25 protein-coding genes are annotated in these 26,169 nt (G+C 61.4%); 5 read left to right on the top strand and 20 right to left on the bottom strand.

What is annotated here, in order from left to right; genetic code table 11:
- Positions 1-184: 184 nt before the first annotated feature.
- The 9 genes from ACFVYC_RS21475 to ACFVYC_RS21435 form a co-directional block, all read right to left on the bottom strand.
- Positions 185-1,300, bottom strand: coding sequence for an ABC transporter substrate-binding protein (locus tag ACFVYC_RS21475; RefSeq protein WP_387554109.1), 1,116 nt, complete (start codon positions 1,298-1,300; stop codon positions 185-187).
- A 234-nt stretch (positions 1,301-1,534) separates the two neighbouring features.
- Positions 1,535-2,518, bottom strand: coding sequence for an ornithine cyclodeaminase family protein (locus tag ACFVYC_RS21470; RefSeq protein ID WP_387554107.1), 984 nt, complete (start codon positions 2,516-2,518; stop codon positions 1,535-1,537).
- A complete protein-coding gene (locus tag ACFVYC_RS21465) occupies positions 2,515-3,468 on the bottom strand; it encodes an amidohydrolase family protein (protein WP_387554105.1) in 954 nt (317 codons plus the stop codon). Before ACFVYC_RS21465 ends, ACFVYC_RS21470 begins: the two co-directional genes overlap by 4 nt.
- 1,115 nt (positions 3,469-4,583) lie before the next feature.
- Positions 4,584-5,252, bottom strand: coding sequence for a GntR family transcriptional regulator (locus ACFVYC_RS21460; RefSeq protein WP_387554103.1), 669 nt, complete (start codon positions 5,250-5,252; stop codon positions 4,584-4,586).
- Between the two features lie 836 nt (positions 5,253-6,088).
- Positions 6,089-7,000: an NAD(P)-dependent oxidoreductase gene (locus tag ACFVYC_RS21455; protein WP_387554101.1), complete on the bottom strand. Its 912-nt coding sequence runs from the start codon at positions 6,998-7,000 to the stop codon at positions 6,089-6,091.
- Positions 7,001-7,063: 63 nt separating this feature from the next.
- On the bottom strand, positions 7,064-8,341 hold the full coding sequence (locus tag ACFVYC_RS21450) for a TRAP transporter large permease (RefSeq protein WP_387554099.1): 1,278 nt from the start codon (positions 8,339-8,341) through the stop codon (positions 7,064-7,066).
- Positions 8,338-8,802, bottom strand: a complete 465-nt coding sequence (locus ACFVYC_RS21445; protein ID WP_387554097.1) for a TRAP transporter small permease — start codon at positions 8,800-8,802, stop codon at positions 8,338-8,340. Before ACFVYC_RS21445 ends, ACFVYC_RS21450 begins: the two co-directional genes overlap by 4 nt.
- A 130-nt stretch (positions 8,803-8,932) precedes the next feature.
- A complete protein-coding gene (locus tag ACFVYC_RS21440) occupies positions 8,933-9,955 on the bottom strand; it encodes a DctP family TRAP transporter solute-binding subunit (protein WP_387554094.1) in 1,023 nt (340 codons plus the stop codon).
- Positions 9,956-10,181: 226 nt separating this feature from the next.
- Complete coding sequence (locus tag ACFVYC_RS21435; RefSeq protein ID WP_387554092.1) at positions 10,182-11,210, bottom strand: LacI family DNA-binding transcriptional regulator; 1,029 nt, start codon at positions 11,208-11,210, stop codon at positions 10,182-10,184.
- Positions 11,211-11,466: 256 nt separating this feature from the next.
- Between ACFVYC_RS21435 and ACFVYC_RS21430 the strand changes: the two genes are divergently transcribed.
- From ACFVYC_RS21430 to ACFVYC_RS21420, 3 genes are all read left to right on the top strand, one after another.
- Positions 11,467-12,840 (top strand): NAD(P)H-dependent oxidoreductase, encoded by a 1,374-nt coding sequence (locus tag ACFVYC_RS21430; protein ID WP_387554090.1) that lies wholly within the window; start codon positions 11,467-11,469, stop codon positions 12,838-12,840.
- A gap of 125 nt (positions 12,841-12,965) precedes the next feature.
- Positions 12,966-13,277, top strand: coding sequence for a putative quinol monooxygenase (locus ACFVYC_RS21425; protein ID WP_387554088.1), 312 nt, complete (start codon positions 12,966-12,968; stop codon positions 13,275-13,277).
- On the top strand, positions 13,277-13,813 hold the full coding sequence (locus tag ACFVYC_RS21420; protein WP_387554086.1) for a gluconokinase: 537 nt from the start codon (positions 13,277-13,279) through the stop codon (positions 13,811-13,813). Before ACFVYC_RS21425 ends, ACFVYC_RS21420 begins: the two co-directional genes overlap by 1 nt.
- Positions 13,814-14,401: 588 nt before the next feature.
- Here ACFVYC_RS21420 and ACFVYC_RS21415 read toward each other — a convergent pair.
- The 7 genes from ACFVYC_RS21415 to ACFVYC_RS21385 form a co-directional block, all read right to left on the bottom strand.
- Positions 14,402-15,637: an MFS transporter gene (locus tag ACFVYC_RS21415; protein ID WP_387554084.1), complete on the bottom strand. Its 1,236-nt coding sequence runs from the start codon at positions 15,635-15,637 to the stop codon at positions 14,402-14,404.
- A 157-nt stretch (positions 15,638-15,794) separates the two neighbouring features.
- Positions 15,795-17,075 carry an FAD-binding oxidoreductase gene (locus ACFVYC_RS21410; RefSeq protein ID WP_387554082.1) on the bottom strand — a complete coding sequence of 427 codons (1,281 nt, stop codon included), beginning with the start codon at positions 17,073-17,075 and terminating at the stop codon, positions 15,795-15,797.
- On the bottom strand, positions 17,072-17,269 hold the full coding sequence (locus ACFVYC_RS21405; RefSeq protein WP_387554080.1) for a hypothetical protein: 198 nt from the start codon (positions 17,267-17,269) through the stop codon (positions 17,072-17,074). Before ACFVYC_RS21405 ends, ACFVYC_RS21410 begins: the two co-directional genes overlap by 4 nt.
- A 10-nt stretch (positions 17,270-17,279) precedes the next feature.
- Positions 17,280-17,990: a flavodoxin gene (locus tag ACFVYC_RS21400; RefSeq protein WP_387554078.1), complete on the bottom strand. Its 711-nt coding sequence runs from the start codon at positions 17,988-17,990 to the stop codon at positions 17,280-17,282.
- 357 nt (positions 17,991-18,347) lie between these two features.
- Entirely contained in the window at positions 18,348-19,373 is a 1,026-nt protein-coding gene (locus tag ACFVYC_RS21395) for an aldo/keto reductase (RefSeq protein WP_387554076.1), read from the bottom strand.
- A gap of 185 nt (positions 19,374-19,558) precedes the next feature.
- The gene (locus ACFVYC_RS21390) at positions 19,559-20,320 is read right to left on the bottom strand and encodes an SDR family oxidoreductase (protein ID WP_387554074.1); all 762 of its coding nucleotides are present in this window, start codon (positions 20,318-20,320) and stop codon (positions 19,559-19,561) included.
- Between the two features lie 259 nt (positions 20,321-20,579).
- Positions 20,580-21,425: an SDR family oxidoreductase gene (locus ACFVYC_RS21385; protein ID WP_387554072.1), complete on the bottom strand. Its 846-nt coding sequence runs from the start codon at positions 21,423-21,425 to the stop codon at positions 20,580-20,582.
- Positions 21,426-21,551: 126 nt separating this feature from the next.
- Here ACFVYC_RS21385 and ACFVYC_RS21380 point away from each other — a divergent pair, with 126 nt between their 5' ends.
- A complete protein-coding gene (locus ACFVYC_RS21380; RefSeq protein WP_387554070.1) occupies positions 21,552-22,481 on the top strand; it encodes a helix-turn-helix transcriptional regulator in 930 nt (309 codons plus the stop codon).
- A 297-nt stretch (positions 22,482-22,778) separates the two neighbouring features.
- A complete protein-coding gene (locus ACFVYC_RS21375; protein ID WP_387554068.1) occupies positions 22,779-23,702 on the top strand; it encodes a zinc-dependent alcohol dehydrogenase family protein in 924 nt (307 codons plus the stop codon).
- A gap of 568 nt (positions 23,703-24,270) precedes the next feature.
- Here ACFVYC_RS21375 and ACFVYC_RS21370 read toward each other — a convergent pair.
- The 4 genes from ACFVYC_RS21370 to ACFVYC_RS21355 all read right to left on the bottom strand — a co-directional run bounded on the left by ACFVYC_RS21370 (position 24,271) and on the right by ACFVYC_RS21355 (position 26,164).
- Positions 24,271-24,459 (bottom strand): hypothetical protein, encoded by a 189-nt coding sequence (locus ACFVYC_RS21370; RefSeq protein ID WP_387554066.1) that lies wholly within the window; start codon positions 24,457-24,459, stop codon positions 24,271-24,273.
- A 19-nt stretch (positions 24,460-24,478) separates the two neighbouring features.
- Positions 24,479-24,844, bottom strand: coding sequence for a hypothetical protein (locus tag ACFVYC_RS21365; protein ID WP_387554064.1), 366 nt, complete (start codon positions 24,842-24,844; stop codon positions 24,479-24,481).
- Complete coding sequence (locus tag ACFVYC_RS21360) at positions 24,831-25,376, bottom strand: hypothetical protein (RefSeq protein WP_387554062.1); 546 nt, start codon at positions 25,374-25,376, stop codon at positions 24,831-24,833. Before ACFVYC_RS21360 ends, ACFVYC_RS21365 begins: the two co-directional genes overlap by 14 nt.
- A 581-nt stretch (positions 25,377-25,957) precedes the next feature.
- A complete protein-coding gene (locus ACFVYC_RS21355) occupies positions 25,958-26,164 on the bottom strand; it encodes a hypothetical protein (RefSeq protein ID WP_387554060.1) in 207 nt (68 codons plus the stop codon).
- Positions 26,165-26,169 lie beyond the last annotated feature (5 nt).

The following is a 26,169-nucleotide window of genomic DNA, read 5'->3' as shown; positions in this document are numbered from 1 at the left end:
AGGGCCAGGAGTGCGGGCGTGAACCACCACCACGTAGCGAAGCGACGCTCCGAACGCTGAAGATCCTTGGTGCCGTTGGATTTGGTGGAGCGGGGGCTGGCGCCCGGTGACCCGGGCGCCCTCCGTATTTTGCTCAAGTTGTACGGTCATGGGATGTTTTTCCAATCAGATTGCGTCGCCGTGGCTAAGCGCCCCGGTCGTAGGCTTCGTCCATTGCTTCCAACACCCCCTCAGGGGTGGCTTGTCCAGTTAGAAGTCCTTGGATCCCAGCTCCCAGTGCGTCGAAGACTCCGCTGTTAGGCCAGGCCAGATTTGGCTGTGAAATGATATTGGCAGGGTCTTCGAAGTATGGCTCCAGCGTCGGGAACTGGGTCGGATTCGTGCCAGCCAAAGCCGCGGTCATGGAGACATTGCCGTTGAGCTTCGCCAATGCATCCTGGTTTGCGGGTTTGGCCAGGAACTCCAGAAACTTCAATGCGGATTCCTTATTCTTTCCAGCTGCGTTTACCGCAAGGGCGTTGACTGGAGTGGCGATCATGCGGCTGTCACTGGTGCGGTCACCCGGGAAGATTGCGATCTCGAATTGGCCGTCCGCGACCTGTTTGCGGAGGGCGGCGACAGCGCCCGCAGGGGTGAACGCCGCCGTGACCTTGCCTTGAGCAACGGATGGGAACAGCTGGTCGAAGCCGGCTCCTGCCACGCCGTCCTGGTAACACCCCGCATCCTTCATTTGCACGATGCGTTCCAAGACCTTCTTCCAGTCGGACCCGGCAAACGTTGTCTCCTTCTTCTGTCTCTTGTCATCCCAATCCGCGTCCTTGGCGTACACCGTGGAAGCTGCTACCTGCATAGCGTGCATGCCTGTATTGGCTGCTGATGCGCCTGCCAGCCCGAACAGGGCCTTCCCTGCCTGGCGCGCGGCTTCGCATTGCCCCAGCACCTCGTCAAATGTTGCTGCCGGTTTCAGGTCCATCTCCTCGAGTGCGCCAATGTTGGTCAGCTGACCCAGCGGTGCCAGATCCACCGGCATGGCGAAAAGCCTGTCCTCGTCGTAATAGAGGCTCTTCGCGGGGTCGGGGACGGTGTCAGTCGCCCAGGCGTGGGCCGTGAGTTCTTCAAGGTATCCGGCATCAGCCAGTGCACCGAAGGATTGCGTGATGCCCCGCCCGGCGGTCACATAAAAGAGATCCGGCGCATTGCCCGCTTGCAGCTGTGTCCTCATGGTTTGGCCGTGCTGGTCATTTGGCGTTTCCACCAGTTTTATATTGATTTCTGGATTTTCCTTGCTGAAGGATTCCATCAAAGGCTCGTACGGATTGGCCCCACCGCCGGCGTACGCCGGGGTAGCGAGCGTCAGCTCGACAGGGCCAGCGGCAGGAGACTGCGCGGCTCCGCCGCACGCAGTGAGAGCCACGGTTGTTATGGCAACAACTGCGGCCCCGGAGAGTCGTCTGCGGTGTCCTGCCGGCCTTGTGATCTTATTCATCGTTGCGCCTTTCGTGAATTGCTTTCGAAATAGAGGTATAGATACTTGTTATCTGGAAATGTCTATTTCCGTGCCGACGCCGCCCCTAACTGCGGCGTCAATGAGCAGCCGGGCGGCGGCGAGGTCTTGGAGACCCGTCCCGAGGGAGTTGTACAAAGTGATTTCCGTGTTCGAAACCCGGCCACCTTCGAGGCCTGCCAAAACGTGGCCGATTTCCCTCCGGAAGTGGTTCTCCGTTATCGCGTTTTCCTTCAAGGGAATGAGCACGTCCCCGGATTCGGCCAGGGCGCCCTGCAAGCTATCGACAAATACGGATGAACGAACGATGCCCTCGGTGTCGATTTCGCGGTGGTCAGCCCTGGGAGGGGCTCCGACAGCGTTGATGTGGTGTCCGCTGCGGAACCATGCGCCTTTGACTATCGGCGCAGCTGAAGGGGTCAGCGTGCAGACGACGTCGCTCTCACGGACGACACTTTCGGGACCATCACAGGCCGTGGCCTGGAACCCCCTGTCCCTGGCGCTCTTGGCAAACTCCTGCCGTCGTTCGACTGATCTGCTCCACACCTTTACTGAGTCGATGTGCATCACCGTGGCGAGGGCCTGGAGGTGTGCCACGGCAAGGGCGCCGGCTCCGACGAAGCCCACCACAGCGCTGTCCCTCCTTGCCAGCGCGCTGGTTGCCGCTGCGGAAGCGGCAGCCGTCCGAAAGCGCGTCAGGGTGGGGCCGGAAATCATGGCTTCTGGCCGCCCATCGTGGGCCGACACCGCAAGGACGGTTGACCGTTGACTCGGCAGGCCCCGTTCTACATTGGACGGTATATCGGCCAGTAGCTTGACCACTGCCAGACTGTCCCGGCTTGACGCTGCGAGCATGGACATGAAGACGGAGTCTGTGCAGGAAAGCCTGGCAGCGGTGGGCGGCGGCAAAGCCACCCGCCCACACGCATGATCGATCTGGGCACGCTTTACGGCGTCTATGACGTCCGGCATGTCCAGAAGCTGAAGTACGTCGGAATTCGTGAGGATGATCATCGCAGGCGCTTTGCCAGCCGGGGGAATAGTGCCAAGGCGTTGCCGGCGGCTATGGCCGTGGCGTTTGTTGGCCCGAGTTGGTCGGCTTGTTCGAAAACCTTTTCCCGTTGCATGTGAAGCACGCTCTTCGAGCACCAGGGGATGTCGGTGCCAAAGAGGATGCGGTCGGGCCGTTCCAGCAGCTGGAGGGGGCCAAGGTTGAGCGTCGTATCGTAGTACAGGCCATCGAGTTTGGCGATTTCCCTGTCAAAGTCGGCTGGATCCGTTTCTGTGGTCCACAGCTCTCCCTGAAGCACGTACATGGCAATCCGCCACTTGATGTACGGAACCATTCCGCCGGTGTGGGGCAAAATGAATCTGATGTTGGAGTAGCGTTCAAAAGCGTTGGCTACCGCCATCTTGACGGCGAACCTCGTGGTGTCGAACGTTCCCTCGAGAAGGGCCGGCGGGAGCCCTGCAACACTTTCACGGACGAGTATCGGGTGGACGAACACTACCGCGTGGCGCTTGTTCAGCTCGTCCAGCAGGTCAACGTACTTTGGGTCGCTCAGGTAAGTGCCGTCGTTGCTGGAAAGCATGGAAACGCCGTCCAGCCCTAGCAGGTCCAGAGCCCGGACGGCCTCGCTGACGGCGGCGTCCGGGGAGAGCATGGGAATGGCTCCGAAGGCGCCGAACCTGGTCGGATGACTGGCGACCATCGACGCGAACTCGTCATTCATCGCCTGCATCAGTGCCGGTCTTTCGGCAGGTGGGAGAAATCCGAGATCAGTAGGTTGTGACAACAGTGAGGCGCTGGTCCCGATCTCCTCCATCCGGTCCAAGGCAATCTCCGGGGACCACTTCGGCAACCAATCCGGCACGACGATGTCCAGTTCCCGCTGCTTCGCCGCGATCGCTTGAAGCGATGCGTGATGATGAACATCGATGAGGAGATCGAGGGGCGTGTTCACGCGGTCCCCTCCGGCAATGGACCGTTTGTATTGACTCCATATGGCAATGGAGTTCCATAGCCCGGGTTTCTCATGTTGGCTGCCTTTCATTTGGGCACGATTGAAAAGAGCGGAGTTTGGCTCTTTGGTATACCAAGTTTGCTTGCGCGTGCCCAGCATTACAAGCGTTCAGGCGAAAATAGTTTCTGGGCATAAGGGTTTTGAATACCAACAGGGCAAGAGATTCAGCCCCTCACGGTGCCCCGCCGACGCCTATCATCAGGTCCGCCCGCCCGTGGCGCCAAGCTCCGACGGCATTTCGACGACTATCTCCTCGTGCGCAACGGCCGGAAGTCCCCTGCTACAGCAACCCCAGTGCACCTCGGAGGACGTACCGACGGTTTCCCACGCCGTCGGCTACTTCGGGGCAGGCATCAGCACCCTGGCCGACAAGTGTTCGAGTCGCAAGTGCAAGCGGCGCGTCGCAGCTCTGTGGCCCAGGCCTGTCCCTGCCGCTCCTGGTTGAGGGCGCAGACCTGATAGCGCTGGTCCCGCGCATGCTGGCTTTCAGGGCCAACGCGGCGCTGACACCCGTGGTCAGCGCACGGGCGCCGGCTGCACGAACTCTTGCCCGTGACCGCCCTCCTGGGGACTATCACTACGACGGATACCAGCCAGCAGCAAACTGCTAGTCCCTGCGAAAGCCGACAGAAACACGCTGATTTGAGAAGGGACCCGTGCCTGCTCCACCCCAACACCGAGCAGACAGGACCTCGGTGCTAACTGGAACGGCCGGTTGCCAGGCGAGGGCGGCTGCCCTTGCCTTGCAGGCGTAGGTGCTGTGGTGGTGGGCTGCGACATGGACGACAAACGGCATACCGGAAGAAGACGTTGAATGCGCTCGTTCTCGCACCTTAGGCCGGAGCCTAACTGCCCCTCAAGGGCGCAGGCGCCTAAATCCCAGCAAAGCTCCGGCGACGTACAGTTGCCGGTTCGCCCGCGGACGCAGCTGGCGGGTGAGGCGCCATTGAATGCGACCTGGGCGCTGTGGGGGTCCTGATTCTGAGCCAGGCCCTTGCGTACGCACATTCCTCATGGAGGATGCGGTTGAAGGAGTTCTACACCTCCGGCTGCCATCAGCCCTCTGGTAGGTGGCTCGCCAGTCCTTGAAGGGATGGTTCCCTGCCAAGCTCAACATGAGCAAACGCCAGCGCTGCCGCCAGGTCCGCCTTACCGTCGTAGATCGCTTGACATAAGCTCAAATGTTCGGCGCACTGAACCCCAGGATCACGGTGCCCGGTCAAGGTGAAAAGCCACTGCATCCTGCCCATTAGAGGCTTCATGGAGTCTTCCAGTAACGAGTTGCCTGCCATCGATACGATCTCCGCATGCACGGCCGTATTGGTGAGCGGTATCAGCACCTCGTCGCGATGCTTGGTTGCTTCCTCTGCCTGGTTCATGACCTGCCGCAACCGCGAGGACGGCCGACCCCTCGCCGCGGCTTGGGCGGCAAGGCGCGCCGCGAGGACTTCCAAGCTGAGCCGCACATCAAAGAGTTCATTAACATCGCGCAGGGTGATCTGCTTGACGGTGGCTCCCCGCCGGGGGAACGTGTCGATAAAACCTTCGGCTTCCAGTTGCTGAAGGGCCTCCCGGACGGGTACCCGGGAAACTTTCAAGGCCAAGGACAAATCGCGTTCCCTAAGCCGAGAGCCCGGCGGGAAGTCACCCGAGATGATTAGTTCACGAATTCGTACCCGTGTAGCCTCAGCCGAGGAAGCTGGAGATTCTATTTGGGCCGTCATTGTGCCTTCCCTAAATTCTGGTCTATAGCGCACTGTCTCAGCTAATCATCTGCACGTAGTTTAGGAGAGCCAGCTATGGTCAGGTCCTGAAGACCGATGCCACGACTTAAACAAGGTTACTTCCTCATCGCCAAGGCTCCCGGTTTTTGAGCTGACCACCACCTCAGCTAGTTCGACCTCCACGTCCCTTTGGACCACGTTGCCGCAAAGACCGCAGGCGTCAAATCTTCCGGAACCATCGATGAGCTTCCGGATTCAAACCCGCCAAGCTGGCGCCAAAATTCTTGAGGCACCCCGCTGCGTGCCTCCATCCCAAGCCACACCGAATCATCAACACCGGCGACGCCCCATTCACTCAAAACCTTTGACGCAGCCACCAACTGCCCAGGCGGACTTCATCAATTCAGATTCTTGGGACTATTTCGACTGTTCTCAAGCTTCCCGCCCGGTTTCCGCCCAATCTGACTGTCAGGGTGGGATCTGACAACATCATGATTCACTGTCCATAAAACAGAGTGCCGCACTACCCTGACACCAGCCCACCACATCGATGGCTGCCGTATCGAGTGAATGAGGGCAAAAGAACTTAAGGCGCAGAGCGATTCGAAGAATTGGCAGCCGGCATAAACGGCGCCCTGGGGCCTGGACGCCGCGTGCCAGAACAACCTTTCGCTGGCGGTTCTACGGCTAGGCGACCGCAGATAGCCCTTGACCGGTGCAAGGTGAAGCGGGCCTTGCTCCCCCAGCGCGTAGACGATGGCTACCTGACGGAAGGCCGGTTATCGGTTTTAGACAATGGCCGAAGAAGGGGTACTTTCGCGCCTTTCGTCAGGGTTTCAGGTCTCAGTGAGAGCGTTGTTGCGCTGAGCAAGGGTCCGGAGGATTCCTGTGTGGTCAAGGGCGCCGTCGCCCCGCGCGACCATTTCCCCGAAAAGATTCTGGATTACCGTGCTCAGGGGTAGCTCCAGGTGTGCTGCTTGGGCTGCCCCAAGCACGAAGTTGAGGTCCTTCAGCTGGTTTTGGGCGCTGCCGCCTCCTGTGAAGTCGCCGTCGATCCATCTGTGCCCTTTTTGGCGCAGCACCTCGGAGTCGGCCAGCCCACCCCGAAGCAGTTCAAGCATCACCGATGGATCCAGTCCCCCGCCGCGTGCGAGTAGCATGGCTTCGGAAACTGCTGTGACCGTGCCGGCGACCACGATCTGGTTGCAGGCCTTGGCCAGCGCGCCCGAACCTCCTAGACCCATGTGTCTGATGGTTGTGCCCATGAGTTGGAACGCCGGGGTCGCTGAGCGAAGTGCGTCTTCGTCTCCGCCCACCATGATGCTCAGGGTGCCGTTTTCGGCGCCCACGATGCCGCCACTGACGGGTGCGTCCAGGACTCTGAGGCCGTGGTCGCGAAGCATCTGTTCGCCAAAGGCCGCCACTGCTCCCGGCGAGACGGTTCCGTGCACGACGAGTATCGGCCGGGCAGTGCCCCGGGCTGTCCATCCGGCTATCAGGCCCTCGTCTCCCGGAAGCAACGATTCGACGTGGCTTAGGTCCGGCAATACGGTGAGAACGATGTCGGCGGCCGCCTCAAAAGGTGAGGTCGCAGCGCGGGCGCCCAGGCCCACCAGGGCTTTGGCCTTTGAAGCAGTCCGGTTCCAGACTGTCAGTCCGCCGTAGCCCTTCAGCAGCCGGCGCGCCATGGGTTCCCCCATCGGCCCTAATCCCATCAGGGCAAGCGCTGGGTGGTCATGTTCAGGCATGGGGGATCCTTTAGCAATTTGGGGCGTGCAGGTTCGTATTGGATAGCGAACTGAGGGCAGGCGTTACCGGTCGGTCAGGAGATCAGCCGGCCACAGGATGAGCTGCGGGAAGATGGCCAGCATGACGATGGCAACCACCATGACCACGTAGAGCGGCACCGCGGCCTTCACGATCTTCTCCATCGGCAGCCCGCTGACATAGGACGCCGCGAACAGGCAGACGCCGACGGGCGGCGTGACCAGGCCAACGGCAAGGGCAGCAACGAGGAAGACGACGAAGTGGATGGGATCCACACCGGCGGACACGGCCGCGGGCATGAGCACCGGTGTGCAAAGCAGGATGGCTGCGACTTTGTCCATCACGGTTCCGATGACGATCAGGATCAGACCGATCAGCAGCATGACGATGGTGGGGTTAGTGCTGACGCTCAGCAGCCAGCTGCTGACCTTTGCTGGCAGCCCGTCAATAGTGAAGATGTAAGAGGCAACGCCGGCGATCATGGCGATGAGCAGAATGGTGCCGGTGGTGAGGCCGGCGTCCACGATCATCTTGGGCATCTGGCGCCACTTCATGTCCCGGTAGACGTAGACGCCGACCAACAGACTGTAGAAGACGGCGACGGCGGCCGCCTCCGTGGGCGTGACGAGCCCGCTGAACATGCCTACCAGGATAATCACCGGGCCCCCCATGGCCGGGATTCCCTCGAGGACGATCCTCAGGCCCTTCTTGAAAGGCGTCCTTGAGACCTCGCCGTAACCATGGCGTGCCGACAGGAAGAAATTCACAAGCATCAGGACGATGATCAGGACAATGGACGGTCCAAATCCTCCCGCGAGTGCCGCGCCTACCGAGACGTTTGCGGTCGAGGCGGCGATGATCATGAGGATGCTCGGCGGTATCAATGAGGACAGGGTAGCGGTGACCATGGTCATAGCTGCCGCATAGGGCCGCGGGTACTTATGGTCAGTCATGGCCTTGATCTCGATCTTGCCAAGGCTGACAATGTCGGCAACCGAGGAACCGGAGATGCCGCCGAAGATCGCGCTCGATGCGATGTTCACTTGGCCAAGGCCGCCACGGAAGCGGCCGAAGATGACTTCGGCGCCACGGAAGATGCGGTCCGAAATACCCCCTCCGGACATGAGGTTTCCGGCCAGGACGAACAAGGGGACAGCAACCAGCAGGAAGCTGTTCATGGAGCTCATCATGGACTGCGGCAGCAGGTCGAGGGGGATATCGAAGATCAGCAGCGTGGCGATGACGCCAATCCCGAGTGAGATTGAGAGCGGAACCCCCAGCAGCAGAAGCAGGAGGAAAATGCCCAGCAGGGTCAGGCTCATGCGATCATCTCTCCTTCGAGGATCCTCTTACGCATATACGGGGAGAAGTAGACGGTCGTGATATGGGCGACGATGGCGAGTGCCGCGCTGATCACAAGGGGCAGGGTTACCAGGAACATCTTGAGTCCCAGGGCAGGACTGGACTCTCCGGCGGCGTACTGCTGCAGCATCAGTTCCACCGTCTTGTAGAGCAGGACACTGAAGAACACGGTCCCGCAAATGGCGTAGAGATGCATGCTGACTTGCTTAAGCCAGGCCGGTCCCCACGCCACCGTGAAGTTCACCCGCGGGTGCACGGCGGCCCGGAAGCCTGCGGCCATCCCCAAGAATGTGGTGTCCATGAACAGGAAACGCGTCAGTTCCTCGGTCCACGGCAGCGAGGCTCTCATCTGCCGGCTGATCATCTGGGCAGCAAGGCTGAGCAGCATCGCACAGATTCCGATGAAGAGGAGAGCATCCACGGCCTTCCAAATCAGACCCTGAGGTTCCGAGACTTCGCTTACCGGAAGCACCTTGATGCTGTCTTCGGCCGCCTGATGTTCGCCCCCCCGGGTTGGCGTGGTTCCCTCGTCATGCACTGAACCGGTCACCTTATCGTCCAAGGAACGCAAGGCTTGACTGGACGAATTCCTTGCCCACGTTGCCCTCAAGCTCGGGGTAGACCTTCTGCGCTGCCGCCTGGAACTTTTCCCTGGCTTCGGGCGTCAGCTCGTTGATCTGCACGCCTTCGCCCTTGAGCTTGTCGAGGGTTTTGGTGGCCTCGTCGTTGTCGTACTTTGCCTTGAAGTCAGCGGTTTCGTCTGCAGCTTCCTGCAGGACCTTCCGGGTGTCCTCATCGAAGGAGTCCCACTTCTTCTTGCTGAACCCCAGGACGAGGCCGTCGGAGATGTGGCCCGTCAGGGAGAGGTAGTCCTGGACTTCGAAGAACTTATTGTTGACTGGAACTTCCAGGGGGTTTTCCTGGCCGTCAATAGTGCCCAGCTGCAGGGCGGTGTAAACCTCTTTGAAGTCCATCGGCGTCGGGTTGGCGCCCACTGAGCCAAAGAACTTAACCCAGAGGTCATTCTGCGGTACGCGGAGCTTCAGGTCCTTGAAGTCCTCGGGCTGGGTGATGGGACGCACTGAGTTGGTGGTGTGCCGCGGAGTACGGGTCAGCATGGACACGCCCTTGATGCCCAGCTTGTCCAGTGAGCCCAGCAGTTCCTTGCCCGGCTCGCCCTCAAAGTACTTGGTCACCTCCTCCGAATCCTTGAACAGGTAGGGAAGGCTGACGGCATTCATCTTCGGCTCGAAGGACGCATACACCGAGGTGGACATGATGGTCGAGTCCAACGTGCCGTTTCCAAGCAGGTTGACCGCGGCATTCTGGTCCCCGCCGAACAGGGTGCCGTCGGGGAACGTCTCAACCTTGACCTTGCCGTCGCTCAGCTCGGCAACCTTCTCGGCGAAGTGCTTTGCCGACACACCCATGGAAGAGGCTGCGGGGTCGCCGATGCCGAGGCGGACGGTGGTGCTGGACCCGCCGGCGGCGCCGCCCCCGCCGCAACCGGTGAGGACAGTAGTAACAGTGAGTGCAACGGCCACAACTGCGGTGGCCATGATGCGCTTTGGCATCTGATTCTCCTTTGAATACTTGCTGGTTCCTGGCCTACACGGACAGGGGTACTGATGCTTTGATGGGGGTGACTGGGGCGTCCTGGGCTGTGCGGACAGGGTCGAGAAGGGCGTCCAAGTACACGCCTACAGAACAGAGTGGAAGATCGCGGTACTAGTGGAACCGGTACACTTTTTTACCACAAGCCCGGCGCTGCTGTAAACCGTTAGGGAGTGAGCCTGCTTGTTACTTCGAGAACTGCAGCCGGGCAACGCTGGACCGTTCGACCAGTTCGGCGGCTACGCGTATGACGTTGGGTTTTCCCGACGTCTTGCCCTGCGTGTTGGACAAAGCGAGCTGCACTGAGTGCCGGGCGAGCAGATCTATGGGTTGCCTGACGATTGTCAGGGGTGGGGTCATGAGTTCGGTCCAGGGTGAATCTTCGAAGACGATGACGGACAGCGTCCTTGGGATGTCGATTCCGGCGTGGGAGAGGCGCCGCAGGACTTCGGTTACCTGGGCGGTGTTTGCTACTACCAAAGCGGTGGGTGGCTCCACGATGCTGAGCAGTGCCGATGCGGCATCTCCTCCCGCCGGCCCGCGGAACGCGGCGTGCCGGATGAGGAGCTCATCCTGCACCAGGCCGGCTGCTTCCAGGGCTTGCCGATAGCCGGCGATCCGGTCCCTTCCGGTGGTGGAGGAAGCTGGCCCGGAGATGATCCCGATGCGGCGGTGGCCGTGGGCTGCGAGGAGCGCCGTTGCGGACCGGGCGGATTCGAAGTTGTCGATGCTGACCACGTCAACCTCGGGGAGCGACGGGATTGAGCGGTCGACAAAAACCACGTCAGTTCCCAGATCCTGGAGCTGCTTCCAGATGGCAAGGTTGTTGCCGGTCGGGGTCGCGATAATCCCACTGACCCTGCGTTCGATCAGCGTCGCCAGACGCTCTGACTCCAGCTGGTCATCCTCCTGCGTGGTCATCAGCAGCACTTGGATTCCGCGGGCGTGCGCTTCCTGCACCACCTGGTCGGCAAGGCGGGCAAAGAAAGGGTTGGAGACATCAGCGAGCAGCAGCCCCAAGGTAGTCGGCGGACCGTACTTGAGCTCCCTGGCTGCTGTGCGGGGGTGATAGCCCAGGTTCTTCATGACGTCGTTGACCCTACTGCGGGTAGCCGCGGCGACGGGACCCGACCCCGGATTGAGCACTCGGGAGACGACTGCCACGGACACCCCGGCCGCCTGGGCAACATCGCGGATGGTCGGTTGTTTCTGCACGCCTGCTCCTTGGCCTGGCACTTCCTGGACATTTGAGAACCTTGTTCAGCCTAGGGCTTGACCTTGGGCCTATCCCTGTGAAATAAAAGTGTACCGGTTCCACTTATTTTACCTTAGTTTCGGTCCCGCTTGTTCTGCAGCCTCATTGCCGTGGCGGCGAGCCGCAAGGTGAAAAGCAGAGCCCCAAAGCTGCGGTTAATCCCAGACCAGCCCGCATCGCTTCCGGAACAGCGCCGTATCCCTTGAAAGGCAACCCATGAATCTGCACCATCTCCTGACCCAGCGCGAGGCCGACGGAAAGCCCATCCGGGTCGGCCTGATCGGCGCCGGACGCTACGGGACGATGTACCTGGCCCAGGCAAACAACATTCCGGGCATCCACGTCGTCGCCATCGCAGACATCAACGTCACACGCGCTGAAGGTGCTTTCGACCTCGTTGGCTGGCCCAAAGACCAGATCGCCCCCGACATAGCAACCGCTCTGAGGGACCGCTCAACCACGATCGTGGCCAACGCTGACGAGCTTTTCGACGTCGACATCGACATCATCGTGGAAGCCACCGGCAACCCCATCGTTGGCGTCAAGCACGCGCTGCGCGCCATCGAAACAAAAAAGCACATCATCATGGTCACGGTTGAAGCCGACGCCTTGGCAGGGCCCGCCCTGGCCAAACGGGCAGAAGCAGCCGGCGTTGTCTACTCAATGGCATACGGCGACCAGCCGGCCCTCATCATGGAACTCGTCGACTGGGCCCGCACCAGCGGATTCGACGTCGTCTGCGCCGGCAAGGGCGCCAAATTCCTCGAGCACTACCACGAGATGAACCCCGACAACGTCTGGGAAAACTGGGAATTCTCCAAGGAACTCACCGACTCCGGACAGCTGAACCCCAACATGCACACCTCCTTTCGCGACGGCACCAAAGCCGCCATCGAAATGGCCGCCGTCGCCAACGGGGCAGGACTCGTCCCCTCGGACACCGGACTGACGTTCACGCCGGGAGACGTTGAGGAAATCGCCTCAATCTGCCGCCCCGCCGACGTCGGAGGAGCCCTCGCACACGAAGGGACCGTTGACGTCATGTCCAGTGTTAAGCGCGACGGCACGTGGATCCCCCATAACACCCAGGAAGGCGTCTTCGTCGTCGTGAAAGCCACGAACGAGTACGTCTCCGGCTGCTTCAACGAATACCCGTGGCATCCTGACCCCACGGGACAGTACGCCGCGCTCTACCGCCCCTACCACTACGTCGGCCTGGAACTGAACGTATCCATCGCCAACGCCGTCCTCCGCGGAGTCCCTACGGGTTCGCCCATCGGGTTCTTCGGGGACGTTGTCGCCACCGCCAAGAAAGACCTCAAAGCCGGTGAATTCCTTGACGGCGAAGGCGGATACACCGTATGGGGCCAGCTCGTTTCGGCGAAGCACTCCGTCACGACCGGTGCCCTGCCGGTTGCGCTGGCCCACCACGTGGAACTGCGCAGTGATGTGGCCAAGGGCGGGATCGTCCGCTGGGAAGACGTCATCATGGACGACTCGCTCGCCCAGGCACTCGAACTGCGGCGCGAAACCGAGGCCCTTGCGTCCACTGAAAGCCCGGCATCTGGAAACCTCGCCGCTCTCAGCTAATCCTGAAGAACACCCTGCGGATGTCCGGTGGGGACCGGCCGACTTCAGCCGTCGGTCCCCGCCGCGTCCTCAAGGACCTTCCCACACCCCCTCAGGGGCACTGTTATAGCAAGGAAAACCTCACCATGACCATCGTTGTTACCGCTGCTTTCAGCCCGAAGGAAGGCGTCTTCGACCAGGTCGTCGCTGCCCTCTCCCCCGCAATCAGCGAAGTGCACCAGGAACCCGGCTGCCTGCTCTACGCAATACACGAAGCCCCAAACAACCAGATCCTCATGATCGAAAAATGGGAATCCGCTGAGCTACTCGACGCCCACGGCGAAGGTGAACCGGTCAAACGCCTGAACGCATCCCTCGAAGGACTGCTGGAAAAACCCGTCGTCGTGACCAGGCTGGCGCCGATCCCCGCAGGAACAGCACAACAGGGAGCGCTGTAGTGCATAGCCCGCTTGTCATCATGGGCGTGTCGGGCTCGGGCAAGACAGAGGTCGGCGCTGCCCTGGCAGCCCGGCTGGGAGCAATCTTCAAGGACGCTGATGACCTGCACCCCTTGCCGAACGTCGAGAAAATGACAGCCGGCGTACCGCTTACCGATGAAGACAGATGGCCCTGGCTTCGCCTGGTCGGCGCAGAACTCGCGGCCGAACACCCCCATGGGGTCGTGGTTGCGTGTTCGGCCCTCAAACGCACCTACCGTGACGCTATCCGCGCGGCCGCTCCTTCTACCAGATTCATCCTCTTAAGGGTCGACCCTTCGGTACTGAAGGAGCGGTTGGTCCAACGTCCCGGACACTTCATGCCTGTATCCCTTCTCACCTCACAGCTGGAGACACTCGAGGCCCTGGAAACAGCCGAAGCTGGAATGACCGTGATATCCGAAGGCGGCATTGAAGCAGTAACCGATCAGATTCTGGCGAATCTGCGCGAAGGACATCTCGCAATACCGGCCGGTAACAATCAGAACGAAAGATGAACGTCTAATTCAACGCCCCCGGCGCCTTGGAACGTCCACTCAAGCACACCCCAACCTGACGTCAAAACCTCCTGGCCGGGAAGGACGTGGCTTGTGCGCGGAGCTCCCACGTGTCCTTCGATGCCCTATCCAGCCACAAACTGTGAGTATCGGCCCACCGCCCCAAGCGGACTTCATCAAGTCCGGATTCTTTGGACTTAAATCGACTGTTCTCGAGCTTCCCACCCCGATTTTCGCTCCCGACTGTCAGAGTGGGATCTGGGAACATCACCAGCCACTGTCAATAAAACGGTATTTGGCACTACCCTGACGCCAGCACGGCCGACAACGCCCACTTGCTGCCCCTTGTTTCATTGACCGGTTTGAATTGCCGGTGACACGCCTAGCGAACTGCAACGATCGGGGTGTACCTTTTGGCCACGGAACCCCGGCCTACCGCTCTTGGCCGGGGTTCCGCTACTCAGATCATCCGGGAACCGTAGGGCGGTTGGCTGCCCTTAACCCCAATACAGGGGTTGTAGCCTTTGCACCAGTGGTGGTTGTAGTTGAAGCGAACAGTCATTAGATCCTTTGCGCTGAATTAGGGTCTTAGCGTGCGTGGGGTGCGCGGCGGCGTTGTATTGCAGCGAGGATAACGGCCGGAATAAGTGTGAGCGCGACGATGATCGCGCCGACAGCGGCCGGGCCTTGTGTGCCCAGCGGGGTAGTCAGGGCAGCGCCTGCCACCGCTGTGCCGACGGCGGTACCGGCGTTGAATGCGGAGACGGCCAGCGCGGATCCAAGCGTGGCGCCCTCTCCGGAGAAGCGGACGGCGAGGTGGATCAGTACGCCGGAGGCGCTGAGACCGAACAGGCCGAGGATCACAACCAGGGCAGTCATCACCCACGGAAGGCCCGTCGTTATGCCGATGGCAACGAGAACGACGGTGGTCACCGCCGGTGTGACAATGGTGACGAGACTCGGATACGCGTCCCCGAACCGTCCGGCGAGGATTGTTCCGATGAACGAACCGATGCCGAAGGCGGTTAGAACCAACGGAACGAGGGTGGCAGGAACCGCGGCCTGATCGATGAGGATCGGTGCGATGTAGGAGTACGCCGCGAGCACACCTCCGGTCGTAGTTGCGCAGGCCAGCAGCGCCAGCCACAACCGCCCCGAACGCAGGCCGGCGAACTGTATCCGCATCGGTGTCGCTTGCTGGTTCGAGCTGTCGGCCGGAACAAGTCTGGCGACAAGGAGGGCCGCTATCGTTGCTGCAGCGGCCAGGAACCAAAACGTCCCTCGCCACCCGGCGATTTGGGCGATGAAGGCCCCGACAGGTACGCCTAAAACGGTTGCAAGCGCGCCGCCAGCGCTCACAATTCCCATCGCACGGGCGCCTGCGGCCGGGCTGACGGAGCGAGTCGCGACCACTGCTGAGACCGCCCAGAAGGCTCCCGTAGCAACGGCTGTGATGAAACGGGCGCCGAGCAGCACGGTGAATTCCGTTGCCAGGGCGACAATCACGTGGCCTGCGACGAAGACGATGAGCGCCAACACGAGGGTGAGCCGTTTCGAGATCCTCATGGTCAGCAGGGCCATCATAGGCGCGCCAACAACCATGCCGGCCGCGAACACTGCGATCAGGTTGCCCGCCTGGGCGAGCGGGATCTGCAGATCCCCTGCGACCTCAGGCAGGATTCCGGCAATGACGAACTCAGTCGTCAGCATCAGGAACGTGCCCAGTGCCAGGACATACACAACCAGCGGAAGTCGGGTCTTTCCTGGTGTGTTTGAACTGTTCACCGCAACCGGTGCGGTCTCCATGTTCTGCTTGCTTGTCAAAGTATTTCTCCTGGAAGTTTTGGTGGGTGGACCGAATCGGCATACCAGCCCTCACGCGGGCGAGAGCGTGTTTATTGGGAGGGACCCGCCCTGCGGTGTGTCTGAAGATGCCCTTAACGTGGACGCGCAGGTGTCAGGCGTTTGTCGCAGGAGCTCTTTACATCGTGAGGCGTTCCTGGTGGATGCGCCGTTGCGAGACGCCGAGGTGCCGCAGGAGACTTTGGGTGGCAAGCACTGCCGGGTTAGGGCCCACGATGAAGAACGCACCCTTTGCGATGGTTTCGGGGGTAAGGAGGCCGGTGAGGTGCTCGCGGCGGAAGCGGCCGACCTGGATGGTCACGTGCGTTTTTCCATCGGACGCTGAGCGGTATTGTTCGAGCAGGTCGCGGTAGTAGGCGTGGTCCGTCTCGCGCACGGCCCACAGCACGCGAAGTGGCCGGGTGGTGTGGTGCGCGGCGGCCAGGGACAGCAGTGGCGCGATCCCCGCGCCCATGCCCAAGAGCACGAGCGGGGCGTCGGCGTCGTGCCGTTGCACGGTCGACTCGAAACGCCCAAATGGTCCTTCCAGGCGGGCGCGGGTACCTACAGGGACGCCGGCGAGCCGGCGGGTATAGTTGCCGTGCTGCCGAATTGTGAAGGTGACCGTCTCCTGATTTGCGTCAGTGACGGAGAAGGGATGCCATTCCCGGCCGATGGCGGGCGAGCCTTCGAAACGGAGGAAGAAGAAGTCGCCCGGGCGGAGCCGGTTTTCGGGCTGATCAAGCCGGATCGAGATGCGGCGGCTCGACTCGCCGAGCGGGGTGTTCGCAGTCACGGCACCGGTTGCGTACCCGTCAGGTGCGACCCACTTCTTCCAGGCGTAGGTCGCGAGGACGGCGAGGGTATAGAGGTCGAAGAGCATCATGAACCAGAAGTACTGGTTCACACGCACGAGAAGGTGGGCATGGAGCCAGATCATCGCGATGATGACGAGGTTCAGCCGGTGCACCCACACCGAGACCTGGTGACGGAATACCTTTTCGAGCCAGCGTTTTACGGTGTGCAGTAGCCGTACGCGGTCAACGAGCCAACCGCTGAGGAAGAACACCGAATAACACAGCACGGCGAGGGCCGCATAGAAACCCCAGTCACCGAGCAGGACCGCGAGCTGTTCACCTGAGTAGGAGTTGTCGCGGTGCACGAACGCTAGAACGATCGCGAGGACCCCGAGCATGCCATGCAGCCCGTAAATCACGGGCAGACCCACCACACGTTCCAGCCATACAGGACGGACGCTCAGCAGAACCGAAAGCAGCCACCACGCATAGGCAACCAAACCCAGCGTGACGAAGAACTTTAGCTGTTCCGGCTCGCGGGCCAGGACCCAGTAGACGATCACGAGCGGCAGCGGAAACAGGACCGTGACGGACCAAAACACTAATCGCCGAAGTTGCGTCACGTGATCTCTCCTCGCTGACCGGTTGATGCCGCACTCGGTGACTTGCCGATCGCTGAATTGCCCGCCACAGTAGACAAGGCCGAGCGGGGGGACGGGCCAGCGTCGCGGATGTGCTGCAAATTCACAAAGGCGAGCACCAAAAGTGCGGCGGTGATGAGCGTGAATAGGATGATGAGCTTGGTGCGGGCCTTCATCTACTTTTCGTTATTCAGCGACTAGGGTTTTGAGCCAGGCATCTACTTCGGTTGGCGCGCTGTCCATGTCGGTGTGGGTAATCGTCAGGGCGTTTGTGTTGACTGTGGCGCCTGGCAATAACTCGGTGATGACCTCGACGGTTCCCGAGAGCCGGCTGCCACCGTGGGTGTTGAATGGAATTACCGTTTTACCGGTGAGGTCGTTCTCTGCGAAGAAGGTGTGCATCGGCATCGGCAGGTCGTACCACCAGATGGGATATCCGACGAAAACGGTGTCGTACTCGCCGAGGTTAGGGATCTGCGATGCGAGCGGCGGCCTGGCGCCGGAATCTTGCCAGTCCTTCGCGAGGTCCTCGAGAACGCTGTGGGTAAGCGGCAGTTCTTCCGCCGTCTCGATCCGGAACGTGTTCGCGCCAATGCCCGCGGCAATAAGCTGTGCGACGTACTGCGTGTTGCCCAGAACCTCGCCATTGACCACATGCGTGCTGTTTTCCTCGGCCGGGGTCATGTTCTCCGGGTTGTCCGTCTCCGGGACCGAGAAGAACACCACCAGCGTCCGATTGCTATCGAGGTTGATCAGGGCATCGGCCCCTGTAGAGCTTGCGTGGTTGGTGCCTGTGCCGGGCGATGCCGCAGGGCCGCTGCATGCTGCCAATACGGCTGCAGCCCCGGAAGCTGCTGCTAAAGCCAGAAAGGTCCGGCGTGCGGGTTGTCTGTTCATGTCGGTGGTGCTCCTTTTTACGTGTGCGTGAATCGTGCGCGGGCCGGTGAAGGCCTTCCCAGCGGGCCGGATCGCTTGACCAAAGGGCGAACGGCAGAGTGCGGGGGCCGGGAGCGGTACCGACACCAGCGCGTACTTAAACGCACTGATGTCGGTACCACCTCCACGCCTGTGCCCAAAGGATGATGTCGTTCCAGGGACCGCCGCCAAGATGTTCCCGTCCAGTCGCAGCGGCCGGGCCGGGCGGACGGGATACAACAGCGAGGACAGGACGTGTTTTCACGCCTCTAACGGGCTGCCTGGGAGGAAACGGTTTGGCAACCTTTCCGGTCTTCTTCTGTTCCGTTCGCCGTGGCTTTACGGCAGGGGTGAATTGCCGTGCCCGCCGATTGAGCTCGTCCCCAGCTTGGCTCCGGCGTCGATGATTGCCAGCATCGGCTCGCTGAGTCGTGCGCCCTGCACTCGGATTTGAGCGAAACCGTTCTCAATTTCTTGGATGTCGGCAGCGGTCAACCGGACCTGAAGCGCGTCCATGTTCTGCTCCATGTGGTCCTGCGTGGTCGGCCCTGGGATGGGCACGATAAACGGCTTACGGGCGAGCAGCCAGGCAAGCGCGATCTGGCCGGGAGCTGCTTGATGGCGGGCGCCGACCCGCTGCAGCAGTTCGACGACGGGCCAGTTTGCCCGGCGTGCCTCGGGGGTGAAGCGGGGCAGTCCAGCCCTTAGGTCTGCGGTGCCATGGACCATCATCGGGGTGACGGTGCCGGTGAGGTAACCCATTCCGAGCGGACTCCAGGGCACGAAACCTATGCCCAGTTCTTCGCAGGCCGGGAGAGCTTCGAGCTCCGGATCGCGTGTCCAGACGGAGTATTCGTTCTGCACGGCGGTGACCGGCTGTACTTTATGCGCACGGCGGATGGTCGCACCGCCCGCTGCAGACAGACCGAAGTGGCGGATCTTGCCCTCGCGGATCAAATCCTGCACCGCTCCGGCCACCTCCTCGATGGGCACCGTGGGATCGACCCGGTGCTGATACTGAAGATCGATGTAGTCAGTTTTCAGCCGGCGGAGCTGTTCTTCGGTGACCCGTCTGATGTTCTCCGGGCGGCTGTTAAGTCCCTGAACATCGCCCTTCTTCGTGATGTCGAATCCGAACTTGGTGGCAATGACCACCTCATCGCGCACCGGTTTCAACGCTTTGCCGACTATCTCCTCGCCCAGGAACGGCCCGTAGACTTCGGCGACATCGAAGAACGTGACGCCCCGGTCATAGGCTGCACGGATGATCCGGATTGCCTCCTCAAAGTCCGTCGGTGGGCCATACATCCCCGCGAAGTTCTGGCAGCCCATCCCCAGGGCGGAGACTTCCAGTGAGCCGAGCACGCGTCGATCCGTGCGCGACGGCCGCGTGCCCGTCCCGAAATTTCTTGTGCCCGTCTGTGCCTGGGCAGGAAGAGGCAGCAAAGATGCTGCGGCTACTCCAAGGCCTGCGCCCAGCAGGCTACGACGATTCATTGTCATTTGTTGATGTTTCCTTTCGGCAGAGCGTTGTTGTTGTGGCTTCGGATTCAGCCCTGTTCGGTGGGCATGATCCAGAGTTCACCGATCGCGGTGTGCCAGGGGCGGGTAACCATGTAGGAGACCCCGTCGGCGATGTCCTGGGGATCCAGGACACGGAACCCGCCGAAATTCGCCTCGATGTCGGCGCGTACTTCGTCGCTGTTGTGGGAGTCGAGTTCGGTGGCGACCTTGCCCGGTTCGAGGACACCCACGCGGACGTGGGCCTTGGCCAGTTCCTGGCGGAGGGCTTCACTGAACCCGTTGACCCCGAATTTGGTCATGTTGTACACGCCCATGCTGGGGAAAGCCGTGCGCCCTGCAATGGAGGAAATGTTGACGATGTCGGCCACCTGACGGAGGTCCTCGCCCGCTGCTTTCTGCAGATAGGGCAGGGCCGCCTTCGTCATGTACAGCAGCCCTTGCTGGTTGATGGCGATCATCCGTTCGAAGTCATCGACGCCGGCCTCGGCGAAAGGCCCGAGAATCATCAGCCCGGCGTTGTTCACCAGGATGTCCAGCCGGCCAAATGCCTCGATGATCTTCGTGACAGCGGCTTCTGCCTTGGCGCGGTTGGAAATGTCCGTCGGTACCGCCAGCGCTGTTCCGTCGGCTTTCTCAATCTCGGCAACGAGTTCATCGAGGCGGTCCCGACGGCGGGCTATAAGGGCTACCGCGGCGCCCCGGGCAGCGAGTTCAAGGGCAGTGGCGTGGCCGATGCCGCTGCTGGCACCGGTAATGATCGCGACGGTTCCGGTGAGTCGGGAAGTCATGGCAGTGTCCTTTCATACATAGGCCAATACGGCCCTGGCACTGATTCAGAAGAATTCAGCAGGGGTTGGTGCGGAAGTCGGACAGGAGGAAGCGCTGTTGAGCGGCCGCGGTTGTTCTCGCCATCTGGTCGGAAAGATCGTGCTGTCCAGTCCGGGCCAAGGGTGGCGTTAGCCTCTGTCGTTGTCGCCTTTGTGAAGTTCTAGGCCGCGCTCGGGTGACCCGCTCCTGAGCAAGCGGGGGCACCCGAACGGACGTCGTTTACTGGTCGTCGTGGGCGAGGGATGAGGACAGTTCGCGGTAGGCGTTGGCCTGCTCAAGGAGCAGGTGTGCTTTGTCTTCTGCGGTTTGGACGGCGTCAGCGCCGGCGAGGAAGCGCAGTGGCGGCTGGTCCTGCGCTGCGATGGTGATGAGGGAGGCTGCGAGTTTGGCCGGGTCGCCGCCCTGCTTGCCGTTCATTCCCTTCCAGGCCTCGATGGTGCCCTGGGTACGCTGGTCGTAGTCATCAATGGAGAGCTCGGGCCAGATGGTCGAGGCGCCTTCGACGAGCAGTTCGGTGCGGAAGAAGCCGGGGTTCACGATAGTGGTGTGAATGCCGTAGGGCTCCACGTCATAGCGAAGGGATTCCATCCAACCCTCGGTCGCGAACTTGGAGGCGCAGTATGCGGCGACGAACTCCTGGCCGGTCAGCCCGGCGGAGGAGCTGAAGGTGATGATGTGGCCGCTGCGCTGGGCGCGCATGACCGGAAGCACAGCCCGGGTGACGTTCAGGGGACCGAAGAAGTTCGTTTCCATCTGTTGGCGGAACTGGTCCGGGCTGATGACTTCGAAGAAACCGGCGTAGAAGTTCCCGGCGTTGTTGACGAGCTTGTCGATGCGGCCGAACCGTTCCACCGCCGCTTCGACCGCCGTCCTGGCCGCGGTTTCGTTGGTGATGTCGAGGGACACGGCGAGCAGGTTCTCGTGCTCGCCAAGGGCTTCTGTGACGCGGTTTGCGTCGCGGGCCGTGCCGACGACGGCGTGGCCGGCGTTGAGGGCGGCGCGTGCGATATCGATGCCCATTCCGCGGGCGGCGCCGGTGATGAACCAAACTTCCTGAGCAGTCATGGTGTTTCCTTTTCGTGTAGGTGACTGTCTTCAGTCAATATCGCCTGCAACGGGCTAGGGAGTCCCTGCTGATCGGGTTAATGCCAGTGACCCCCTAACGCCGGCTTTTGGGCGTAGCTTCGAAGGATGGACACCGTCAACGAGATCCGTGAATTCCTGATGACCCGGCGGGCCAGGATCACGCCCGAACAGGCGGGCCTACCCGTTTTCGGTTACCGCCAACGCCGTGTCAATGGCCTGCGCCGTGAAGAAGTTGCGCTGCTGGCCGGGATGAGCACCGAGTACTACATCCGCCTCGAGCGGGGGAACGCCAAAGGGGTTTCGGAATCGGTTCTGGAGGGTATCAGCCAGGCGTTGAAGCTTGATGAAGCCGAACGGGTCCATCTCTACAACCTCGTGCGTGCCGCTAACGAAGGAACACACACGGCACGTCGGCGCAGCCCAGCCCGGGCACAGCAGGTACGACCCGGCGTGCAAAGGATGATCGATATGATGACCGCTCTTCCCACCATGGTGCAGAACGAGCGCCTGGATCTCGTCGCCGCGAACCAGCTCGGGAGGGCGTTTTACTCAGAGATGTACATCCAACCGCAAAGACCACCGAACTTCGGGCGGTTCATCTTCCTCGACCCCCGCTCCAGGGATTTCTATCGCAACTGGGAGGACACGGCCCGACAAACTGTGGCGCTTCTGCGCAGCGCCGCCGGCCGGGCACCATACGACCGGGACCTCAGCGACCTCATCGGAGAACTCGCCACCCGCAGCGATGACTTCCGCACACTCTGGGCCGCCCACAACGTACGGCTCCACCACTCCGCATCAAAGCAAGTCCACCACCCCATCGTCGGAGACTTGGACCTGACCTTCGAAAGACTGGACATTGCCACCGACAAGGGCCTGTCCATGATCGCCTACACCGCCGAGCCCGGCTCCACTTCCCACGATAGCCTCCAACTCCTCGCCCATTGGGCTGCAACCAACAACCAGACAACCCAGCAACAAACCCCTCAGGCACGCCCAACAACCACACCTATCGACAACACCGAACGAAGCTGAACAATCGCAGGCTCTGACACACGTCAGACCTGTGACAAGTCGCCCAGGGAAAAATAGGGGCAGGGCGAGACCCGGTTCCAGGACGTGCAATCTCCGGGCTTGACCGGCCGATCCTGCTCAGGAGAACGGTCATCGATCCCGGTCGCTGGCCCCCGGCTCCCGCCACCTGAGTCAGACGCGGGTAGCGTCACCCCACAGAAGGAGTCCCATGACCAGAGCAGCCCGCTTCCACGCAATCTGCGGCCCCGAAACCTCCTTATCGACGAAGTCACCGTGCCGGCACCTGGCCCTGGAGAAGTGCGCATCCGCACCTATGCGCTTGCACTGAACCGGGCGGACGTCATGTTCCGCACGGGAATACACTTTTTCAAACCCCGTCTCCCCCAGGGACAAGGACTGAAAGCCGCCGGCAGAATCGAATCCCTTGGCCCCGAAGTCACTGGCCTAGCCATAGGTGACGCAGTCAGTGTTATTCCCGCCTTCCCCGTTCCCGACTACCCTCTACACGGGGAACTGGTCCTCGCGCCAGCCCGGGCAGTCGTAAAGCACCCCGAACGACTTTCCTTCAGTGAAGCGGCCGCGTTGTGGATGGCCTACTCCACTGCTTATGGCGGTCTCATCGACATCGCCGGACTCCGCGCCGGCGAGACGGTGGTGATCCCGGCAGCGTCCAGCAGCGTGGGCCTAGCGGCCATCCAGATCGCGAACCTCGTCGGAGCCACCCCGATCGCACTTTCCCGCACCCGCGACAAAACCGACCTTCTCACCCGTCATGGTGCAGCGAACGTCATCACCACCGGCACCGAGGATGTCACCGAACGCCTCGAAGCCATCACCCAGGGAGCAGGTTATGACGTACTCTTCGACCCCGTGGGCGGCCCGCTTTTCGGCGAGCTGGCCAGCGCTGCGGCCCTATACGGGCGCGTCATCCTCTATGGAGCACTCAGCAGCGAACTGACCCCGCTGCCCGCGCTGACCATGTTGCAGAAGCGCCTCACGATCCGCGGCTATGACGTTGTCGAAGTCATTGGCGACGACACGCGCTTGGCTAAGGCCGTCGTCTTCATCAATATCGGGGTCCAAACGGGCGCACTCACCCCGACCGTCGCCGCAACGATGGAGTTCGCCGACATCGCCGACGCCTACCGCTTTCTCGAAAATCACGACCATGCCGGGAAAGTAGTCATTAACGTGCCTCAGGGACATGACCAGGCTCCATAAACGAACTGGCGCCGGAGGCCTCCCCGCGGTGATCTTGCTGGAGGGCTTCCGGAATCGGCCGAGTCGCGCTCCAACGTCCGCGTGGCGGGGCGGTCGCGATTGACAGACTGTGGCGCCTGGGCTGCGGGTACTAACCGCCGCTAAGGAAAACAACGACCAAGGGCCTACCCCCACCGACACATTCCTGCGTCAAGAATGCCGGCGTTGTACTGATGTACAGGCGAACTCGATATCGAACCCTTACACCTCGGCGGGATAGAGCACACCCCAACCTGACGTCAAAACCTCCCGACTAGGGAAGTCTTGGTCTCTGGTAGTAGCTTCCACTGGTTCTCCAGCGCCCAAGCCGGACTCAAGGTGTGTCATAGGCCGTCCACTCCTCAGGCAGACTTCATCAAGTCCAGATTCTTTGGCCTATTCAACTGTCGATGAGGCTTCCCCACTCCGGATCTCGTCCCCTCCGACTGTCAGGGTGAGATCTGAGGACATCATGAGCCACTGTCAATAAGACGAAACTTCGCCCTATCCTGACGGCGGGTTGAAATCAGCCAGTGGACCAGGGCAGTGGTTACCTAGGCAGTGCGGCCGCCCAGGCAATCGAGTGCCGCTGCCGGTAATCGAGCACATCGATGTCCTGGTCACTTTCGACCTCGGTCAGATCGATTAAGGCGAGCCGCTGTTGAAGAATCGCCGGCTCGATCAGGCGCGCGTCCACTAACGCCTGAACAAACGCGAAGTCCTTCTCCCGGTGTGCCATGAGCTTCGCGGCACACAGGTCATGAGGATCCAGGCACAATCCGGTTGCGTTGTTGGTCGCCGCGGTGCGGACCCCAACTAAGCGGTATTCCCAGTCCGGCGGCAGGATGGCTGTCCGCTTGCCCCACACCTTCAATGTAGAAGCCGTAGGCGGCATGGAACTCTGACCATTCCCCTGCATCGAAGCTGAGCTGGTCACTCAAGGCCTCGGCGTCTGTGTCACGCATCGGAGCGATGTCCACCTCCGGTGACATCGTGGCCGCCGCCGGCAGCTGATCCTCAGTGTAGGAGCCCAGGATGGCCTGGCTGCCAATGATAATGACGCGGTCATCCTTGATGATCTGTGTCGCTGCCCGGATCGCGTGCTCGAGTTCATCCCTTCGCAAGTAACTGCGCCTTCTTCATAGCAACCAGGCGATCCTCTGCGCTCAGCGCCCCGGCAAATGGACTGATCTGGCGAAGATCGCGGCTCTCTTCATCGTCGGCGAGCATCGCCCGCTCAAGCTCGTCATCTGAAAGCTCGAGCAGTTCGTCCCACCGGTCCAGCCAACGCGTGGCAATGGCGGCCCGCGGCGTGCCCCGCATCTTCTCAAGATTGGTCCGCGCCACACTGCGCAGCCTGGACGATTCCTCACGCAGCCGCATGCCCAGCATGACGTGCAGCTCAAAAGGGAACCGCTCTTCACGCCGTGCAACGGGATGTCTGCCCTTGGCCGCGCCAATGGCTGCCTGAATGACGGCAGGACTACTTCCGAGCCGCTCCGCAATCTTCCGTACCGAAAGCCCAGCGGCGTGCAGTCCCAAGACGCACTCCTGCCTTCGGCGAGCAGCGGCGAGCATCCGCTGCCGGGCTTCCTCCGATTCAGCAGCCAAGGCCTTGGCCTCACCCACCAACCGCCCAACCATGGTCTCATCCATGACTGTATGGTACCCCCATACAGCGGGTGGAACAGGCTGAAGGGAATGGCACCCCTCCCCCGGCTTGACAAAGTATCCACTATCGGCTCATTCTGGGCAGCTGCAGAAGTGGTTGATTTCAGGCCTATGACTAATCCGCCGCTTCCCTCGGTGCCCGGGGCGTGCGTCGTTGTTTCGGTTCCTTTCGTCTGGCTTGTTGCTGATGTTCCTCCAGCTGTGCTTCCGCGGCTCGGCGGCGGTTTCCGATGGCGCGGGTTTGAGCAGCCGTTGGGTGGCGGTGCTCCCGTTCCCAGGAGTGGTCGTTCACTCCGGTCCTCACAATTGATTCCTTATTCGGAGTGCTGTTGCCTTGATCCATGCGGGTTTCCTTTTGTCTGGCCACTGCTGGGTAGTCGTGGGTTGGCCGGGGACGTTGACCGCATTCCGGCCGGGAAAGCTGACTGGCCGAGGACGCGGCGTCGCGGAGGAGCGGCGAAAAAAATGGAGGTCGCCCATCGCAGGCTCTTTCCTCTCGTCCCCCTGGTCATACGGTGTTTGAAGTCCGTTGCCTGCCTGGGTGGGGGCAGGAGGGGCGTCAATTCCTACCTTTTGTCGAAGGTGAAGCCGCAGGCGCACCTGTACGCGAGCAGGACACCGCCGATTTGGTTTTCCTGCGATCCAATGGCTGATGAGGTGTCTGCGGGGACTAATTGCATGGGTTCGCCGCAGTGGATGTGGGTGGCGAGCATCCGCCGCAGCAGCGGATCGTCGACAGGTCTCGTAGGAGTTGTTCCCTTTAGCTGTGCCATGGCTG

Source organism: Pseudarthrobacter sp. NPDC058329 (assembly GCF_042879835.1).
GTDB lineage: Bacteria > Actinomycetota > Actinomycetes > Actinomycetales > Micrococcaceae > Arthrobacter.
This window is presented reverse-complemented; position numbering and strand designations above follow the sequence as displayed.

Coding starts and splice junctions, on each gene's coding strand:
- ACFVYC_RS21390 (WP_387554074.1), bottom strand. CDS start 20,320: ATGACTTCCCGACTCACCGGAACCGTCGCGATCATTACCGGTGCCAGC.
- ACFVYC_RS21425 (WP_387554088.1), top strand. CDS start 12,966: ATGACCATCGTTGTTACCGCTGCTTTCAGCCCGAAGGAAGGCGTCTTC.
- ACFVYC_RS21440 (WP_387554094.1), bottom strand. CDS start 9,955: ATGCCAAAGCGCATCATGGCCACCGCAGTTGTGGCCGTTGCACTCACT.
- ACFVYC_RS21380 (WP_387554070.1), top strand. CDS start 21,552: ATGGACACCGTCAACGAGATCCGTGAATTCCTGATGACCCGGCGGGCC.
- ACFVYC_RS21430 (WP_387554090.1), top strand. CDS start 11,467: ATGAATCTGCACCATCTCCTGACCCAGCGCGAGGCCGACGGAAAGCCC.
- ACFVYC_RS21370 (WP_387554066.1), bottom strand. CDS start 24,459: ATGGCACACCGGGAGAAGGACTTCGCGTTTGTTCAGGCGTTAGTGGAC.
- ACFVYC_RS21450 (WP_387554099.1), bottom strand. CDS start 8,341: ATGAGCCTGACCCTGCTGGGCATTTTCCTCCTGCTTCTGCTGCTGGGG.
- ACFVYC_RS21455 (WP_387554101.1), bottom strand. CDS start 7,000: ATGCCTGAACATGACCACCCAGCGCTTGCCCTGATGGGATTAGGGCCG.
- ACFVYC_RS21475 (WP_387554109.1), bottom strand. CDS start 1,300: ATGGAATCCTTCAGCAAGGAAAATCCAGAAATCAATATAAAACTGGTG.
- ACFVYC_RS21385 (WP_387554072.1), bottom strand. CDS start 21,425: ATGACTGCTCAGGAAGTTTGGTTCATCACCGGCGCCGCCCGCGGAATG.
- ACFVYC_RS21405 (WP_387554080.1), bottom strand. CDS start 17,269: ATGAAGGCCCGCACCAAGCTCATCATCCTATTCACGCTCATCACCGCC.
- ACFVYC_RS21400 (WP_387554078.1), bottom strand. CDS start 17,990: ATGAACAGACAACCCGCACGCCGGACCTTTCTGGCTTTAGCAGCAGCT.
- ACFVYC_RS21360 (WP_387554062.1), bottom strand. CDS start 25,376: ATGGATGAGACCATGGTTGGGCGGTTGGTGGGTGAGGCCAAGGCCTTG.
- ACFVYC_RS21460 (WP_387554103.1), bottom strand. CDS start 5,252: ATGACGGCCCAAATAGAATCTCCAGCTTCCTCGGCTGAGGCTACACGG.
- ACFVYC_RS21355 (WP_387554060.1), bottom strand. CDS start 26,164: ATGGCACAGCTAAAGGGAACAACTCCTACGAGACCTGTCGACGATCCG.
- ACFVYC_RS21470 (WP_387554107.1), bottom strand. CDS start 2,518: ATGATCATCCTCACGAATTCCGACGTACTTCAGCTTCTGGACATGCCG.